Source organism: Rathayibacter sp. VKM Ac-2754 (genome assembly GCF_009807095.1).
Classification (GTDB): Bacteria; Actinomycetota; Actinomycetes; order Actinomycetales; family Microbacteriaceae; genus Rathayibacter.
Window position 1 is genome coordinate 164,103 of the sequence record NZ_WUCC01000007.1, and the last position, 16,189, is coordinate 180,291.

Here is a 16,189-nt window from a genome sequence, read left to right on the forward strand (position 1 = left end):
CGGTGATCCGATCCTGGAGGAGACCTCGATGAAGAAGCTCATCAACGACCCGAAGAATGTCGTCACGGAGTCGGTGGCCGGATTCGGCCTCGCGCACGCCGACCTGGTGCGGGTCGAGACCGATCCGCTGTTCGTCGTCCGCAGCGGCGCGCCCCGCTCGGGCAAGGTCGGGATCGTCAGCGGAGGCGGCAGCGGGCACGAGCCGCTGCACGCCGGCTTCGTCGGCCACGGCATGCTCGACGCCGCAGTGCCCGGAGCGGTGTTCACCTCGCCGACGCCCGACCCGATCGTGGCCGCCACGCAGGCCGTGGATGGCGGAGCGGGCGTCCTGCACATCGTGAAGAACTACACCGGCGACGTCCTCAACTTCGAGACGGCGGCCGACCTCGCCGGGGCCGAGGGCATCGAGGTGCGCTCCGTCGTCATCGACGACGACGTGGCGGTGAAGGACTCGCTCTACACGGCGGGTCGTCGCGGCGTCGCGGGGACCGTGCTGGTCGAGAAGATCGCGGGAGCCGCGGCCGAGCGCGGCGACTCCCTCGACGCGGTGGCGACGATCGCCGAGACGGTGAACGCGAACGTCCGCTCGATGGGCGTCGCCCTGACGCCGTGCATCGTGCCGCACGCGGGCGAGCCGAGCTTCGAGCTGGGCGAGAACGAGATCGAGATCGGGATCGGGATCCACGGCGAGCCGGGGCGCGAGAAGATCGCGCTCGAGCCGGCGGACCGGATCGTCGACCGCATCCTCGGGCCGATCCTGGAGGACCTGCCCTTCTCCTCCGGCGACCAGGTGCTGCTGTTCGTCAACGGCATGGGCGGCACCCCGCAGATCGAGCTCTACATCGCTTACCGGCGCGCCGCCGAGGCGCTCGAGGAGAAGGGGATCCGCGTCGTGCGCAGCCTCGTCGGCAACTTCGTCACCTCGCTCGAGATGCAGGGCTTCTCGCTGAGCGTGCTGAAGCTCGACGACGCGCTGACCGAGCTCTGGGACGCCCCGGTGCAGACCGCGGCGCTGCGCTGGGGACGATGAGCGCCGAGGGGCAGGACGGCACGGACGACACCGGTGCGCACGCACCGATGAGCGAAGGAGCGAGGATGCAGGACGGACAGGGAGCTCGGGCTCTGGATGCGGCGTGGGCGACGGCCTGGATGCGGAGGGCTGCGGACTCGATCGCGGAGCACCGCGTCGAGCTGATCACCCTCGATCGCGCGATCGGCGACGGGGACCACGGCGAGAACATGGACCGCGGGTTCCAGGCGGTGCTGGCGAAGCTCGAGACGGCGTCCCCGGCCACTCCGGCCGACGTGCTGAAGCTCGTGGCGACGACGCTGATCTCGACGGTCGGCGGTGCGTCGGGTCCGCTGTTCGGCACGGCGTTCCTCAAGGCGTCCGCCGCGGTCGCCGGCAGGGAGACGCTCGAGGGTTCCGACGTGGTCGCGCTGCTGACCGCCGCGCGCGACGGGATCGTCCTCCGCGGCAAGGCGGAGACGGGCGACAAGACGATGATCGACGCGTGGGCGCCCGCCGTCGAGGCGGCGCAGGAGGCGGTCGCGAGCGGCGGGTCTCCCTCCGCCGCGCTGACCGCCGCGGTCGAGGGTGCGCAGCGCGGGTCGGAGTCGACGGATCCGCTGGTCGCCCGCAAGGGCCGCGCGAGCTACCTCGGCGAGCGGGCCATCGGGCACCGCGACCCGGGCAGCGTGTCGACGGTCCTGCTGCTGCGTGCCGCAGCCGAGGCGGCCGCGTGAGTGTCGGGCTGGTCCTCGTCTCGCACAGCGCCCTGATCGCCAGGGGGCTGGTCGAGCTCGCGGCGCAGATGGCGCCCGCCGTCGCGCTGATCGCCGCGGGCGGGACCGACGACGACGGCATCGGCACGAGCTTCGACCGGATCTCGGCGGCGCTCGGCGAAGCCGACTCGGGGGACGGCGCTGTGGTGCTCTGCGATCTCGGCTCGGCGATCATGACCGCCGAGACGGCCGTGGAGTTCCTCGACGACGAGGCGCGCGAGCGCGTCCGCATCGTCGACGCTCCGCTGGTCGAGGGGGCGGTGGCCGCGGCCGTCGCCGCGTCGACGGGGGCGGCACTCGACGAGGTGGTCCGGGCGGCCGAGTCGGCGCGCGGGTCGTTCGCCCACGAGTCCGTCGCTCCCGTGCAGCCGTCGGGCGGACCTCGGCGCAGCGTGCGGCTGATCAATCCGAACGGGCTGCACGCCCGCCCCGCCGCCGAGTTCGTGACGCTGGCGACCACCTTCGACGCGCGCATCGACGCGAACGGCAAGGACGCTACGAGCCTCCTCGGGGTGATGTCGCTCGGGCTGGACCGCGGGGACGATGTCGTCCTCTCGGCGTCCGGGCCGCAGGCCGAGGAGGCGGTCGAGCGGCTCGCCGCGCTGATCGAGTCGGGCTTCGGCGAGACCTGAGCGGCCGACGGGGAAGCGCCTCCGCGTCGCTCCACTGGGTCGCTCCACGGTGCCGACTCCTAGTCTGAGGCCATGGCTCTGCGCGGAACCCGACCCCCGATCGTCCTCCTCACGAGAGTCCGCGCTCTCCCGCGGCTCGTCCGGCGGATCGACGCCCGCGCGGCGCGGCGGGTGAACGCGCGGCGCCCGTCCGCGGTCGTGGACGGAGCGCTGGTGGCCGCGTCGCGCGTCGCCGACCACGGCGTCCTGTGGTTCGGGCTCGGAGCGCTGCTGGTGCTCGCGGGGCGCCCGAGGGAGGCACTGCGCGGCGCGGCGTCGCTGGCCGCCGCGAGCGCGCTGGCGAACGTCGTCGGGAAGAACGTCTTCGGAGGCGCTCGCCCGCTGATCGTGGACGTGCCGGTCGGCCGACGGCTCGCGAAGGTGCCCTCCTCGCCGTCGTTCCCCTCCGGTCATGCGGCGAGCGCCGCCGCCTTCGCCGTGGGAGTCGCCCTGGAGTCGCCGCGAGCAGGGGCCGCCCTCGCGCCTCTCGCCGCCACGGTGGCGTTCTCACGGCTGCACGTCGGAGTGCACTGGATGTCGGACGTCGTCGGCGGTGCGGCGCTCGGCGCGGCGGTCGCGGGGCTCGGCAGGCTCCTGGTGCCGGCGACGCCGCGGCACGTCCCGGTGTCGGAGCGGGCGGGGCGGCCTCCCGTCGACCGGCACCCCCTCGGCGACGGCGCGGAGCTGCTCGTGGTGCTGAACCCGAGTGCAGGACGCGACTCGCACCGGCCGGACCCCGAGCCGTTGATCCTCGGTCGCTTCCCCGCCGCGACCGTCCACCGGCTCGAGGAGGGCGAGGAGCTGGCGGACGTGGTGCGGGCCGCGCGCGCCGGCGACGCGCCTCCGCAGGTGCTCGGCGTCTACGGCGGCGACGGCACGATGGCGGTCGGCGCGGCTCTCGCGCGACAAGCGGGGATGACCCTCCTCGTCCTCCCGGGCGGGACGATGAACCACTTCGCCAAGGCGCTCGGGCTGGTCACCGTCGAGGACGCGCTGGAGGCGGCGGCGTTCGGCGAGCGGCGGGACGTGGACGTGGCCGAGGTCGTCGCCGGCGACGGGGAGCCGGTCACCGTGCTGAACACGGTCTCGATCGGGATCTACCCCGAGTTCGTCGCGGCCCGCGAGAAGCACGAGCGGGTGATCGGGAAGCCGCTGGCCGCCATCCTCGCGGCGCTCCGAGTAGTGCGCGCCGCGGATCCGTTCGACCTGAAGCGCGACGAGGGCGTCGAGCGGGTCTGGTCGTACTTCGTCGGCGTGAACCGCGAGCACCCGCGGACCGCTGCGCCCCTCGCCCGGCGCCGCCTGGACGACGGGCAGCTCGACGTGCGGATCCTGCACGCCGGACGCACCCCGCGCACCCGCGGGGCGCTCTCGCTCGTCCTCGGCCGCACCGCGACGCCCGTCGTCGGCCGGGTGCCCGGCTGGCGATCGCCGGTGGTCGAGTCGTTCTCGACCGACCGGCTGACGGTGCAGGCCCGCCGCCCCGGCGGAGAGGACCCGGGCTGGGCGCACGACGGCGAGACCGAGGTGTTCGACGGGGAGCGCGACGGCTACGAGCGCACGAGCGTCCGCATCGTTCCGCTGGCGCTGCGGGTGTACTCGGCGGCCGGCTGACGACGAGCCGGGCACGCGCGACGGCCGCTGTAAAGCCCCCGTCGGATGTCGGCCGCGCGCGGCCCGGGCGGGGCACCGCGTGCAACTCTGGACTGCAGGCCGGGGCTCGGATCCCGCCGCGGAGGGGGCAGCTCGTGAGACGTATCCACTACGCGGAGGAGAGCGTCGTCACGGGCGACGAGATCGCCCTCGCGGTGATCGAGTACGCGCGCGTCCTCGCGATGACGTCCACTGCCGACACGGTCGAGGTGCCCGCGCTCCACGAGGGCACGGTCGGACAGGTCCGGCTGCTGCTCGGCCCCGCGAGCCAGATGCTCGTCTCGGAGGAGCACACGCTCGCCGACGAGATCGTGGACGACGCGCTGGTCGCGGACCTGCACGAGCGCACGAACCGCCTCAGCGGACCGTCGCCGGTCTACTCGGACGACGACGTGACGGTACCGGCGGACCTCGACCTGTACTGAGCCGTTAAAGGGCTGGCACCTCCTGGTTCGCTCGCGAGCCGGCAGCTACCACCGGCGTTCTGGTGCGGTGGGTCGAGGCGGGTCGATAGCCCGCCGCCCGACCGTCCAGGGGCGGCTGCGTACCCCAGCGTCAGCGGCGCGGTGTGCAGGTCTCGTCCTGCGACGCCGGCGGAGTCGCTACGAGGCGACCCCGCGAGCCCGCTGGTCGCGCCCGCAGCCGCCGCAGGCGGCGTATCGAGACCGACCCGCGTCAGCAGTCCGGTGTGCAGGCCTCGCCTTCCGCCGCTGGCGGATTCATCGGACGCGACCGCGCAAGCCTGCTGGTCGAGTAGCCGCCGCAGGTGGCGTATCGAGACCCACCCGCGTCAGAAGTGAAGTGTGCAGGCCTCGGCTTCTGACGGTGGGGGATCTCGATACGCCCGCTGCGCGGGCTACTCGATCAGCGAGCGGGGGAGGCGTGCGGTCCGGGCGGAGGGGAGTCCGCGGTCACGGGGCGGCGGGGAGGGCCTCCAGGGCGTCGAGGGCCGGGAGCTGGCCGGCGACGAGCTGGGGGCGGGCCTCGGTGAGGGGGAGCCAGCGGGCGGTCTCGATCTCGGGGAAGGTGCGGAGGGTGCCGGAGCCGCGGGGCCACTCGAGGTCGAAGGTGTTGCTCGCGACGAAGGCGACGCCGTCGTCTCCGGGACCGTGGAAGACCGTGACGAGCTTGCCGCTGCTCTGGCGGAACGTGCCGAGCAGCGCGTAGTCGACGTCGGGAGGCGGGGCGCCGATCTCCTCCTCGAACTCGCGTCGAGCGGCGTCGAGCGGAGCCTCCTCGGCCGTGTGCAGGCCCTTCGGGATCGACCAGGCGCGCGGCCGACGCGCCCAGAACGGGCCTCCCATCCGGCCGAGGAAGACCTCCACCCCGCCCGGGCCCCGTCGGTGCAGGAGGATCCCCGCACTGGTCGCCGCCGTCATCGCTCCGTGCCGATCATCCCTCCATCCTGCACCGCCGCCGTGGAAGGATCGGGAGACCGACCGCGAGCACCCGGAGTGGACCATGAGCACGCAGACCCTGGCGAGCACGCAGACCCTGGCGAGCACGCAGACCCTGGCGAGCACCGACGTCCTGACGCTGCTGCGCGACGAGCTGGGGCCTCGCCTCGTGGTCGACGGTCCCGACTTCGAGGCCGTGCACACCGACAAGTCCGGGTGGACGAGCGAAGGGCGGGCGCTCGCCCTCGTCCTGGCGCGATCGGTCGACGACGTCCGGGCGACGCTGCGGATCGCGACGGCGCACCGCGTGCCGGTCGTGCCGCGCGGCGCGGGGACGGGCCTCGCGGCGGGCGCGGTCGCCACCTCCGGAGCGATCGTCCTCTCGACGGCGCGGATGGACCGGATCCTCGAGATCTCGCTCGAGGACGAGCTCGCCGTCGTCGAGCCCGGCGTGCTGAACCAGGCCCTCTCGAACGCCGTCGCCGCCGACGGGCTGGTCTTCTCGCCCGACCCCGCGAGCAAGGCGATCTCGAGCATCGGCGGCAACATCGCGACGAACGCGGGCGGGCTGCTCTGCGCGAAGTACGGCGTCACCCGTGAGGCGGTGCTCGGCCTCGCCGTGGTCCTGCCCGACGGCCGGCTCGTCCGCACCGGGCGGCGCAGCGTGAAGGGCGTGACGGGCTACGACCTCACGGCGCTCCTCACAGGGTCGGAGGGGACGCTCGGCGTGATCGTCGAGGCGACCGTGAAGCTCCGGCCGCTGCCGACCGGTTCGGTCGTGACGATCGGCGCCTACTTCGCGAGCGTGGTCGACGCGGCCGCCGCCTCCGCTGCGATCACGGCGGCCCGGCTGCGGCCGGCGGTGATGGAGCTGATGGACGAGGCGGCCCTCGCGGCGATCTCCCGCCACACCGGCGTCGCGATGGACCGCGGTCGCTCCTACCTGCTGGTGCAGACCGACGGCGGGGGAGCTGCGGAGGAGGCGCAGCGCATCCTCGAGATCGTGACCGCCGCCGGAGGCCTCGCCGAGGCGACCGACGACCCCGAGGAGGGCGAGGCGCTGCTGGCCGTCCGGCGCGGCTTCCACCCCGCCCTCGAGGCCGTGGGCGAGGTGCTGATCGAGGACGTCTGCGTGCCGCGCTCGGCTCTCCCGGCGATGTTCGCCGCCATCCGGGGCATCGAGGAGCGGACGGGGCTGAGCATCCCGACCGTCGCGCACGCGGGCGACGGCAACCTGCACCCGAACTTCGTGCTGCCGCCCGGCTCGACCGAGGTCGGCGAGGAGGTGTGGGAGGCGGCCGCCGAGCTGTTCCGGACGGCCGTCGCGCTCGGCGGGACCCTCACGGGCGAGCACGGGGTCGGCCTGCTGAAGCGGCGCTGGCTCGCGGAGGAGCTGGGCGAGGACTCGCTCGCGCTGCAGCGCGGCATCAAGGCGGTCTTCGACCCGCTCGGGATCATGAACCCGGGGAAGGTGTTCTGAGCGCCGTCAGACGAGCTCGGCGGCGACCGCGGCGGCCGTGAGCACGATGGCCGCCGTCGACATCAGCCAGTAGAGGATCGTCTCGCGCCACGAGCCGGCCGAGCCGAGCACGGGGACCGCGGCGTAGCCCCCGGAAGTCCAGAGGTGCCGCAGCGGCGTGCGGCGCACCCAGCGGGGCGACCGGATGCGCAGGGGCCAGAGCCAGTTGATCCCCTCGGTCGTGAGCGCGTCGCCCGCCACGTGCACGAGGTAGCCGAGAGTCGCGGCGACGCGCAGCCAGGCCCAGGTGCCGTCGGCGAGGGCGATCAGCAGGACGGTGACAACGACCGCCCCCGCCCACGCGATCGGCCAGGACGGTGCGGCGCGGATCGCCTTCGCCGCGAAGGCGAGGGCGGGCAGGGTCAGCAGGGCGGCGAGCGAGACCGGGCCGACGAGCGGAACGGGGAACCGCAGCTCCGTGAGGAGCGGCACGAGGTACCAGACCACCGCGATCGCCAGGAGCGAGTGCATCCCGTGCCGGTGCCCGCCGCTGATCCGGCCGGCCGTCGCGGTGAGCAGCGACGCCCCGGGGGCTGAGCGGGAGATCGTGGCGCGAGCGTGGTCGGCGTCGGGCGCGAGAGCCCAGCCGGCGGCGACACCGAGGCCGACCAGGCGGAGGTCGAGCGGGAGCGCATCGAGCTGCAGCGGCACGGCGACGGCGGGCACGGAGGTGGCGATCGCCCAGGCGAGAGCGCCGGAGACGGCGTGGGAGCGGCCCATCATCGCGGGAGCGGCTCCTCGATCGCGGCATGAGAAAACCCCCGGCGGGAAGCCGGGGGTGAGGGTGGGCGATACCGGACTCGAACCGATGACCTCTTCCGTGTGAAGGAAGCGCGCTACCAACTGCGCCAATCGCCCAGAGGGCCGTCTTGTGGACGACCCGAGTAAGGATCGTAGCGGATCCCGCGGGGCGGGAGGCACCACCGACGAGCGCCACGCCCGGGTGAACGGGGTGTGACGGGCGGGTTTCGCGCGGAAAGACGGGCGAGGCGCTGCGACGGCCGAGATCGGCGGCCGCTCGATTTGGTTTCTCGTGCGGCGGTCGGATACAGTCTTCTAGGTCGAGCCGGGGAGCGAAAGCGCCGGGGTGAGATGCAAGACACGCAGTCGAATACGCAACACAGTTGAATACGCAACACAGTTGAATACGCAACACAGTGAACATGCAAGACAGGCAAGACCCCATGCGGATGTGGCGCAGCGGTAGCGCATCACCTTGCCAAGGTGAGGGTCGCGAGTTCGAATCTCGTCATCCGCTCGAATACCGGCCTCGCGGCCGGTATTTCTCTGAAAGACAGCACTACTGGTAGCGATCCACCCCCGGGTGGCTCCTACCCGGTCGGCCCCCGGGCCGCCGACACCGAATCCCGTACACGGTGGATTGGCCGAGAGGCGAGGCAGCGGCCTGCAAAGCCGTATACACGGGTTCGAATCCCGTATCCACCTCGATCGTTCCCCGAACGAGGCGCTCCTCACGGAGCAGCGGGCGATTGGCGCAGCGGTAGCGCGCTTCCCTGACACGGAAGAGGTCACTGGTTCGATCCCAGTATCGCCCACCACCCGAACCCCCGGCCCTCGGCCGGGGGTTTCGTCGTTCCCCCGGCGTGCACGACCGAGGGTCCGGGCGTCTCGAGCGGCACGGGCTCTCCTCCTCGGTTCTGCTCGGCCGGCTTCCGGGGCTACCCTCGTGGCGATGCCCGCCCCGATCGCCCTCGACGACACCACCAGCCTCCGCCTGATCGCCCGGGAGGACGGTCCGTCGCTCGCGAGCGCCTACCGGCGCAACCGGCGCCACCTCGCGCCCTGGGAGCCGGTGCGCTCCGTTCGCTTCTTCGAGTCGGGCGGCCAGACCGACGCCATCGCCGACGTGCTCTTCGCGCACCGGGCCGGCAGCGTCCTGCCGATGGTGCTCGAGCGCGGCGACGACATCGTCGGCCGGCTCACGCTCTCGAACGTGGTGCACGGCGCCTTCGACAGCGCCGATCTCGGGTACTGGCTCGACGCCTCCCTGCAGGGTCGCGGCCTGATGACCCGGGCCGTCGGCGAGATGCTGCGCCTCGCGCGCACCGAGCTGGGACTGCACCGCGTGCAGGCCGGCACGCTGCTGCACAACCGCGGATCGCAGGCGGTGCTCGAGCACAACGGCTTCGAGCGGATCGGGATCGCCCGCCGCTACCTCCGCATCGCGGGGGAGTGGCAGGACCACGTGCTGTTCCAGGTCCTCCTCGAGGGCGAGGGCGGCGGACGGCTGGAGCCGCCGGATCCGGCGGACCCAGGGCCGGGATCCAGGCCGGTGAGGGGTCGGCTCGTCTAGGGTGGGCGGCGCCGACGACCGATCGGCGCGGGGAGCCCGAGAGGACCACTGGACGATGACGCGCATCATCGGCGGACGCGAGTTCGACTTCGAGCGGCAGGTCGCCGTGATGGCGGTCGTGAACCGCACTCCCGACTCCTTCTACGACAGGGGATCGACGTTCGCGCTCGACGCGGCGGTCGCCGCCTCCGTCCGTGCCGCCGACCAGGGCGCCGACTGGGTCGACATCGGCGGGGTGCCGTTCGGCCGCGGTCCCGAGGTCTCGCTGCAGGAGGAGCTCGACCGCGTCGTCCCGGTGGTCGCGGGGATCCACGAGCGGAGCGACGTGGTGATCTCGGTCGACACGACCCGCGCCGAGGTGGCTCGCGCGAGCATCGCCGAGGGCGCCTCCGTCGTCAACGACACCAGCGGGCTGCACGACCCGGAGATGCTCGGCGTGCTCGCCGCCTCGTCGGCCCAGCTCGTCGTCACTCACAGCGTGGGCGCGCCGCGGAGCGAGCCGACGCGGCCGGAGTACGACGACGTGGTGGCGACGGTCGTGGCGCACCTCCGCGACCGGGTCGAGCGCGCGCTGGCCGCGGGAGTGCCTCCGGAGCGGATCATCGTCGACCCGGGGCACGACCTGAACAAGAACACCCTGCACACCCTCGAGCTGACCCGCCGGCTCGGCGAAGTCGCGGCGCTCGGCTACCCGGTGCTGGCGGCGGTGTCGAACAAGGACTTCATCGGCGAGACGCTCGACCGACCGCAGGGCGAGCGGCTGGAGGGGTCCCTCGCGGCCGCGGTGATCTGCATCCTGAACGGGGCGCGGATCGTGCGGATGCACGACGTGCGGCAGGCGGTCGACGCGGTGCGGCTGACGGAGGCTGTGCTGGGCTGGCGAGCACCGGCCTACCTCCGCCACAACATCGAGGAGGCGGGCGCGTGAGCGCGGTCATCGACCGGCTGCACCCGTCGCCGCTCGCCTCGCTCGACGATGACGCACTGCTCGCCCTGTATTCGGAGGGGAGTGCAGAGCGCTGGCTCCGGGTGAACTTCGTCTCGAGCGTCGATGGAGCGGTGACCCACGACGGCGTGTCGGGGGCACTCGGCGGCGAGGCCGACCTGCGGGTCTTCGACCTGCTGCGCCGTCTCGCCGATGTGGTGCTGGTGGCCGCGGGCACGGTGCGGACCGAGGGCTACGGCCCGATGGTGCTCGGGGAGGAGGCCGCTACGGCGCGGACCGCCGCGGGGCTGCCTCCGCACCCCGTTTTCGCCATCGTCTCGGGGTCGCTCGATCTCGACGCGGGGTCGCGGCTGTTCACCGAGGCGCCGGTGCGGCCGGTGGTGGTGACGACGGGGCGCTCCCCGGCGCGGCGACGCGACGAGCTCGCGGAGGTCGCCGAGGTGCTGGTCTGCGGCGAGGACGCGCTGGACGCTCCGCGGATGCGCGACGCCCTCGCCGAGCTCGGGCTGGCGCGGATCCACTGCGAGGGCGGCCCGTCGCTGCTGGGCGCGCTGCTCGCCGACGACGCGGTGGACGAGCTGGATCTGACGCTGAGCCCGACGCTCGAGGCGGGCGACGCGGGCCGGATCGCCCGGGGATCGCTGCCGGGAGCGCGTGAGCAGCGCCTGGCGCACGTGCTCGCCTCCGGTGACACGCTGCTTCTGCGCTACCTGCGCGCCCGCTGACCTCCCGGGACCAGCGGGCGCGCTCGGGATCAGCTCACGGGCGACAGCTGCGGCGAGAGGGCGCGCGGGGCGAGGCGCTGCAGCTGGGTGACGTGCTCGGGGGTCAGCTCCTCGAGGGAGGTGACGCCCAGGAGGCGCATCGTGCGGGTGATCTGATCGGACAGGATCTCGATCATCCGGTTGACGCCCGCCTCGCCGCCGGCCATCAGGCCGTAGAGGTAGGCGCGGCCGACGAGCGTGAACCGGGCGCCGTGCGCGATCGACGCGACGATGTCTGCGCCGGACATGATGCCGGTGTCGAGGTGCACCTCCATGCCCGACGAGCCGACCTCGCGGACGACCTCGGGGAGCAGGTGGAACGGGATCGGCGCACGGTCGAGCTGGCGGCCGCCGTGGTTCGAGAGCACGATGCCGTCGATGCCCAGCTCGGCGACGCGGCGGGCGTCGTCGACCGTCTGGATGCCCTTGACGACGATCTTGCCGGGCCACTGGTCGCGGATCCACGCGAGGTCGTCGAAGCCCACGGTCGGGTCGAACATCGTGTCGAGCAGCTCGCCGACGGTGCCAGACCAGCGGTCGAGGGAGGCGAAGGACAGCGGCTCGGTGGTGAGGAAGTCGATCCACCACCAGGGGCGCGGCATCGCGTTGACGACGGTGCCGAGGGTCAGCTGCGGCGGGATCGAGAAGCCGTTGCGCTTGTCGCGGAGGCGCGCGCCGGCGACGGGGACGTCGACGGTCACCAGCAGGGTGTCGAAGCCGGCTGCGGCGGCGCGGTCGACGAGCGCCATCGAGCGGTCGCGGTCCTTCCACATGTAGAGCTGGAACCAGTTGCGGCCGTGCGGGTTCGCGGCCTTGACGTCCTCGATGGCGGTGGTGCCCATCGTGGAGAGCGAGAACGGGATGCCCCACTTGGCGGCGTTGCGCGCGCCGGCGATCTCGCCCTCGGTCTGCATCATCCGGGTGAAGCCGGTCGGCGCGATGCCGAAGGGGAGCGAGACGGGAGCGCCCAGGACGTCCCAGCCCGTGCGGACCTCGGACACGTCCCGCAGGATCGCGGGGTTGAACTGGATGTCCCGGAAGGCCTCGCGGGCTCGGCCGAGCGAGATCTCCGCCTCGGCAGCGCCCTCGGTGTAGTCGAAGGCGGCCTTCGGGGTGCGGCGGCGGGCGATGCGCTGCAGGTCCTCGATCGTCAGCGCCCTGTCGAGCCGCGCCTTCTTGAGGTCGAGCTCGGGCTTCTTGAACTGCATCAGGGGCGCGAGATCGCGCACCTTCGGGATTCGGCGGTCGACCATGGTCAGTCCTTCTTCGCGGTGAGGTGGGTCTCGGCGTAGTAGCCCGAGATGTGGGTCTGGACGAGCGTGCGGGCGAGCTCGGGGTCGGCGGCGTCGAGGGCCGCGACGAGGGCGCGGTGCTCGCTGCGGAGGCGGTCGCGGGTCCGCGGCCAGTCGGGCAGCGAGCGGGCGGCGCGGAGGACGTAGCTCTCGACGGCGTCGCGCAGGCCCGCGGTCATCGCGGCGATGACCGCGTTGCCGGACGCCTCGGCGAGCGAGAGGTGGAACTGCTGGTCGAGGGCGAGGAAGGCGTCGTGATCGAGGGTCTCGGCGTCCATCGCGTCGAGGAGCTCCCGGCTGTCGTCGAGCTCGACGCCGGGCGTGCGGGCGAGGTCGTCGACGACCGCGGTCTCGAGGACGAGGCGGGTGCGGACGACGTCCTCGACGGCGAAACCGCTCGCCGCGACCTGGAGGCGCAGGAGGGCGCTCATGCCGCCGGTGGGGCGCGCGACGATGACGGCGCCCGAGGTGGGACCGGAGCCTGTCCGGGTGCGGATGAGCCCCATCACCTCGAGGACGCGCACGGCCTCGCGGACGGAGGAGCGGCCGACTCCGAGCTCGAGGGCGAGCACCCGCTCTCCGGGGAGGCGGTCGCCCGGGGCGAGGGCGCCGGTGAGCAGGAGTCCCTCGACATGCGAGAGCACGCTCTCCCAGGCTCGATCGCTCATCCGCCCCTCACCTCTCCGTGGTCAGACCACAGCGTACGGTGTGGTCGGACCACAGGCAAGGGCCAGCGGTAGCCTGGCGCGATGACCGGACCGGATCTCTCGCGGCAGTACTCCCTCGAGGGGGTCTCGATCCCGGAGATCGCCGTTGCGAGCAACGGCGGAGCCGCTCCCGCCCTCGTCTGGCGCAACCAGCTCGACGGGCTCACCTTCCGCGTGAGCGACGGCTACCTCAAATGGAGCCCGGACGCGGCCGGCGTCGACCTCGGTCGGGAGGCCGAGCGCCTCCGCTGGCTGGAGGGCAGGATCCCGGCGCCGACGCTGCTCGAGCACGGCCGGGGCGACGGCGGGCAGTGGCTGCTGACGCGAGCGCTGCCGGGCGACAGCGCCGCCTCCGATCGCTGGATCGCTCGACCCGGGGCCGCGGTGCGGGCGATCGCGGCGGGCCTGCGGGCGCTGCACGCCCTGCCGGTGGCGGAGGTGCCGGAGTCGCTGAGCGGGGACTCGTGGTTCGATCGCCGCGTGGCGCGGCTGGGCGCGCCTCCGCTGCTCGTCGACCCCGTGGTGGTGCACGGCGACGCCTGCGCGCCGAACACCCTGCTCGACGACGACGGACTCTGGAGCGGGATCGTCGACGTCGGCGACCTGGGTGTCGGCGACCGCTGGGCCGACCTCGCGGTCGCCGCGATGAGCCTCCGCTGGAACTACGGCGAGGGCTTCGGGCCGCTGCTGCTCGACGCGTACGGCATCGCCGCGGACGAGGAGCGGGCCGCCTACTACCGCGCTCTGTGGGACGCCGAGTCGTGAGCGCTCAGCTCTTCGCGGCCTCGTCGTCCTCGGCGGCGGCGGCGTCGGAGGAGCGGTTCTCGTTCGAGAGGCGCAGCCACTTCCCGTCGCGCACGTCCTGCTCGTGCACGGCCTGCTTCTTCGCGCTGGCCGCGGTGTCGCGCGGCGGGAGCTGGAGGGTCTCCTCGGCCTCGATCCCGGCCTGGAGCTGACGGCCGCGCTCGAGCTCGGCGTCGAACTCGGCGCCGAAGAGCAGGGCGATGTTCGTGATCCAGATCCAGAGGAGGAAGACGATGACGGCGCCGAGCGAGCCGTAGGTCTTGTTGTAGTTCGAGAAGTTGGCGACGTAGAACGCGAACCCGACGGAGGCGATCAGCCAGATGGCGAGGGCGAGGAGCGCCCCGGTGCTGATCCAGCGGAACTTCGGCTGCCGGATGTTCGGCGCGAAGTAGTACAGGACCGCGATGATCACGACGGCGATGACCAGGAGCACCGGCCACTTGACGATGTTCCACACCGTGAGCGCCGCCGGGCCGAGGCCCACGACGTCGCCGACGGCCGAGGCGACCGGGCCGCTCAGCACGAGCAGGAGCGCCGCGATGACGATGAGGATCACGGTGACGACCGTGACACCCAGCATCGTGGAGCGCAGCTTCCAGAAGGGACGTCCCTCGTCGATCTCGTAGATGCGGTTCATCGCGCGGCCGAACGCCCCGACGTATCCGGAGGCCGACCAGATCGCGCCCACGATTCCGGTGACGAGGGCGATGCCTGCGGCGGGGGAGGTGATCAGCGACTGGATCGGTTCGCGCAGCAGATCGACGACCTGAGCCGAGCCGAGGTTGCGGACGAGCTCGAGGACGGTGTCGGTGGTGGCCTGCGCCTGGCCGAAGACGCCGAGGACCGAGACGATGGCGAGCAGCGCCGGGAAGAGGGCCAGCACGGCGTAGTAGGTGAGCGCGGCGGCGAGATCGGTGCACTGGTCCGCGCCGAACTCGCGGGCGGTCTTCTTCAGGACGTACAGCCAGGAGCGCTTGGTGATGTCGCTGACCTCGTCGGGCTTGCGCGAGTCGTCGGGCTCGGGCGCGGTCTTCTCGCGGGTCGTGCTCTTCTCGGCCATGCCGACACGCTACGGCCCCGGTCCGGCTTCGGAAGGCCCTTGACGCGCGGCGATCCGTGTCCGACAGGTGTGGTGCCCGGATCAGACCGTCCGGGAGTGGCGGGCGGCGGCGAAGACGCCGAAGAGGAGGAACGACACGGTGGCGCCGAGGACGACCGTGAGCGGTGCGTCCCAGCCTCCGCTCGCATCGTGGGCGAAGCCCAGCACCGTCGGGGCGGTGGCGGCGACCGCGTAGCCGAGGCCCTGCACGGTCGCGGACAGGCGGGAGGCGTGCGCGTCCGACTGCGAGAGCCGCACGACGAGGACGAAGACCACCGTGAACCCGCCGCCCTGCGCGACGCCGCCGAGGATGCACCACAGCGCCCAGAGCTGAGGGGCCAGGAGGAGCCCGGCCGGGACGGTGCACCAGAGCACGCCGACCAGGGCGATGCTGCCGAGCGGCCGCAGCCTCTTGACGAGCAGGGGGACGCCGATCGCGCCGACGACGGCGGCGAGCTGGAAGACCGAGGAGCTGGCGCCGGCCGTCTCGATCGAGAAGCCGTTGCGGTCGACGAGCAGCGTGGGCAGCCACGCCGTGACTCCGTAGTACGAGAACGCCTGACTCGAGAAGCAGACCGCGAGGGCCAGGACGGTGGCGCTGCGCCAGATGCGCGGGGCGGGCTCGGCGGGGCCTCGGTCGGCGGCGAGGCGCGGCGCAGGCTTCAGAGCCCGCGCCGGACCGACGGCGAGCAGCCAGCCGAGCAGGGCGAGCGCGTTCAGGGCGAGCCAGACGAGCAGCGCGCCCCGCCAGCCGACCGCGAGCGCGAGTGGAGCCGTGCCGAGGGAGGTGATCGTCGAGCCGATGTTGAGCGCGGCCGTGTAGACGCCGGTCGTCAGGTCGACGCGCTCGGGAGAGACGTCGCGGCGGATGACGACGGGCACCACGACGTTGCCGATGGTGATGAAGACGCCGATCACGATCGTGCCGGCGACCACGGTGACGACGTCACCGGCGGAGCGGAGGATCGTGCCGAGCGCGACTCCGAGGATCGTCACGACGACGGCGGTGTCTGGCCCCGCGCGGCGGATCACGACGAGGGCGAGCGGAGTCGCCAGTGCGAAGCAGAGCACCGGGATGCTGGTGAGCACCCCGGCCTGCGCGGAGGAGAGGGAGAGATCGTCGCGGATCGCGTCGATCACCGGCGCCAGGGCGACGATCGGCCCGCGCAGGACGAGAGCGACCAGGGCGACGGCGACGACGAACAGCCAGGGCGCGCTCCGGCGGCGCGTCATCGGCG

At 72.9% G+C, this 16,189-nt stretch carries 16 protein-coding genes and 4 tRNA genes; 13 read left to right on the plus strand and 7 right to left on the minus strand.

All coding sequences use genetic code 11. The annotated features are described in order from the left end of the window. Window positions 1-28 precede the first annotated feature (28 nt). From dhaK to GRS92_RS13515, 5 genes are all read left to right on the plus strand, one after another. Window positions 29-1,030 (plus strand): dihydroxyacetone kinase subunit DhaK, encoded by a 1,002-nt coding sequence (gene dhaK / locus GRS92_RS13495; RefSeq protein WP_159857214.1) that lies wholly within the window; start codon window positions 29-31, stop codon window positions 1,028-1,030. 65 nt (window positions 1,031-1,095) lie between these two features. Then, window positions 1,096-1,746: a dihydroxyacetone kinase subunit DhaL gene (gene dhaL / locus GRS92_RS13500; RefSeq protein WP_204162401.1), complete on the plus strand. Its 651-nt coding sequence runs from the start codon at window positions 1,096-1,098 to the stop codon at window positions 1,744-1,746. Then, complete coding sequence (gene dhaM / locus GRS92_RS13505; RefSeq protein WP_159857218.1) at window positions 1,743-2,417, plus strand: dihydroxyacetone kinase phosphoryl donor subunit DhaM; 675 nt, start codon at window positions 1,743-1,745, stop codon at window positions 2,415-2,417. Before dhaL ends, dhaM begins: the two co-directional genes overlap by 4 nt. Window positions 2,418-2,489: 72 nt before the next feature. Next, window positions 2,490-4,070, plus strand: a complete 1,581-nt coding sequence (locus GRS92_RS13510) for a diacylglycerol/lipid kinase family protein (RefSeq protein WP_159857220.1) — start codon at window positions 2,490-2,492, stop codon at window positions 4,068-4,070. 134 nt (window positions 4,071-4,204) lie between these two features. Beyond that, window positions 4,205-4,534 carry a hypothetical protein gene (locus GRS92_RS13515; RefSeq protein ID WP_159857222.1) on the plus strand — a complete coding sequence of 110 codons (330 nt, stop codon included), beginning with the start codon at window positions 4,205-4,207 and terminating at the stop codon, window positions 4,532-4,534. A gap of 486 nt (window positions 4,535-5,020) precedes the next feature. On the opposite strand, the gene GRS92_RS13520 is transcribed toward GRS92_RS13515, so the two are convergent. Further along, entirely contained in the window at window positions 5,021-5,488 is a 468-nt protein-coding gene (locus GRS92_RS13520) for an NUDIX domain-containing protein (protein ID WP_159857224.1), read from the minus strand. 82 nt (window positions 5,489-5,570) lie between these two features. Here GRS92_RS13520 and GRS92_RS13525 point away from each other — a divergent pair, with 82 nt between their 5' ends. Continuing rightward, window positions 5,571-6,986, plus strand: coding sequence for an FAD-binding oxidoreductase (locus tag GRS92_RS13525; RefSeq protein ID WP_159857226.1), 1,416 nt, complete (start codon window positions 5,571-5,573; stop codon window positions 6,984-6,986). A gap of 6 nt (window positions 6,987-6,992) precedes the next feature. On the opposite strand, the gene GRS92_RS13530 is transcribed toward GRS92_RS13525, so the two are convergent. Further along, a complete protein-coding gene (locus GRS92_RS13530) occupies window positions 6,993-7,748 on the minus strand; it encodes a metal-dependent hydrolase (protein ID WP_159857228.1) in 756 nt (251 codons plus the stop codon). A 62-nt stretch (window positions 7,749-7,810) separates the two neighbouring features. Beyond that, window positions 7,811-7,883 (minus strand) — tRNA-Val (locus tag GRS92_RS13535). Between the two features lie 328 nt (window positions 7,884-8,211). Between GRS92_RS13535 and GRS92_RS13540 the strand changes: the two genes are divergently transcribed. From GRS92_RS13540 to GRS92_RS13565, 6 genes are all read left to right on the plus strand, one after another. Beyond that, window positions 8,212-8,283, plus strand: a tRNA-Gly gene (locus GRS92_RS13540). A 117-nt stretch (window positions 8,284-8,400) separates the two neighbouring features. After that, window positions 8,401-8,471: transfer RNA gene (locus GRS92_RS13545), tRNA-Cys, on the plus strand. 38 nt (window positions 8,472-8,509) lie between these two features. Then, window positions 8,510-8,584, plus strand: a tRNA-Val gene (locus tag GRS92_RS13550). Window positions 8,585-8,718: 134 nt separating this feature from the next. Next, window positions 8,719-9,339, plus strand: a complete 621-nt coding sequence (locus tag GRS92_RS13555) for a GNAT family N-acetyltransferase (protein ID WP_159857230.1) — start codon at window positions 8,719-8,721, stop codon at window positions 9,337-9,339. A gap of 55 nt (window positions 9,340-9,394) precedes the next feature. Then, on the plus strand, window positions 9,395-10,267 hold the full coding sequence (folP, locus tag GRS92_RS13560) for a dihydropteroate synthase (RefSeq protein WP_159857232.1): 873 nt from the start codon (window positions 9,395-9,397) through the stop codon (window positions 10,265-10,267). Beyond that, window positions 10,264-11,010: a pyrimidine reductase family protein gene (locus tag GRS92_RS13565; RefSeq protein ID WP_235022027.1), complete on the plus strand. Its 747-nt coding sequence runs from the start codon at window positions 10,264-10,266 to the stop codon at window positions 11,008-11,010. The genes folP and GRS92_RS13565 overlap by 4 nt, the downstream gene beginning before the upstream one ends. Before the next feature lie 29 nt (window positions 11,011-11,039). On the opposite strand, the gene GRS92_RS13570 is transcribed toward GRS92_RS13565, so the two are convergent. Both GRS92_RS13570 and GRS92_RS13575 read right to left on the minus strand, forming a co-directional pair. Further along, window positions 11,040-12,302, minus strand: coding sequence for an alpha-hydroxy acid oxidase (locus GRS92_RS13570; RefSeq protein ID WP_159857234.1), 1,263 nt, complete (start codon window positions 12,300-12,302; stop codon window positions 11,040-11,042). 2 nt (window positions 12,303-12,304) lie between these two features. After that, a complete protein-coding gene (locus GRS92_RS13575) occupies window positions 12,305-13,009 on the minus strand; it encodes a FadR/GntR family transcriptional regulator (protein WP_159857236.1) in 705 nt (234 codons plus the stop codon). Between the two features lie 81 nt (window positions 13,010-13,090). Between GRS92_RS13575 and GRS92_RS13580 the strand changes: the two genes are divergently transcribed. Further along, window positions 13,091-13,813 carry an aminoglycoside 3'-phosphotransferase gene (locus GRS92_RS13580; RefSeq protein WP_159857238.1) on the plus strand — a complete coding sequence of 241 codons (723 nt, stop codon included), beginning with the start codon at window positions 13,091-13,093 and terminating at the stop codon, window positions 13,811-13,813. Window positions 13,814-13,817: 4 nt separating this feature from the next. Here the strand turns inward: GRS92_RS13580 and GRS92_RS13585 are convergent, their stop codons facing one another. Further along, a complete protein-coding gene (locus tag GRS92_RS13585; protein WP_159857240.1) occupies window positions 13,818-14,912 on the minus strand; it encodes a YihY/virulence factor BrkB family protein in 1,095 nt (364 codons plus the stop codon). A gap of 81 nt (window positions 14,913-14,993) precedes the next feature. Beyond that, entirely contained in the window at window positions 14,994-16,184 is a 1,191-nt protein-coding gene (locus GRS92_RS13590) for an MFS transporter (RefSeq protein WP_159857242.1), read from the minus strand. Between the last annotated feature and the right edge of the window lie 5 nt (window positions 16,185-16,189).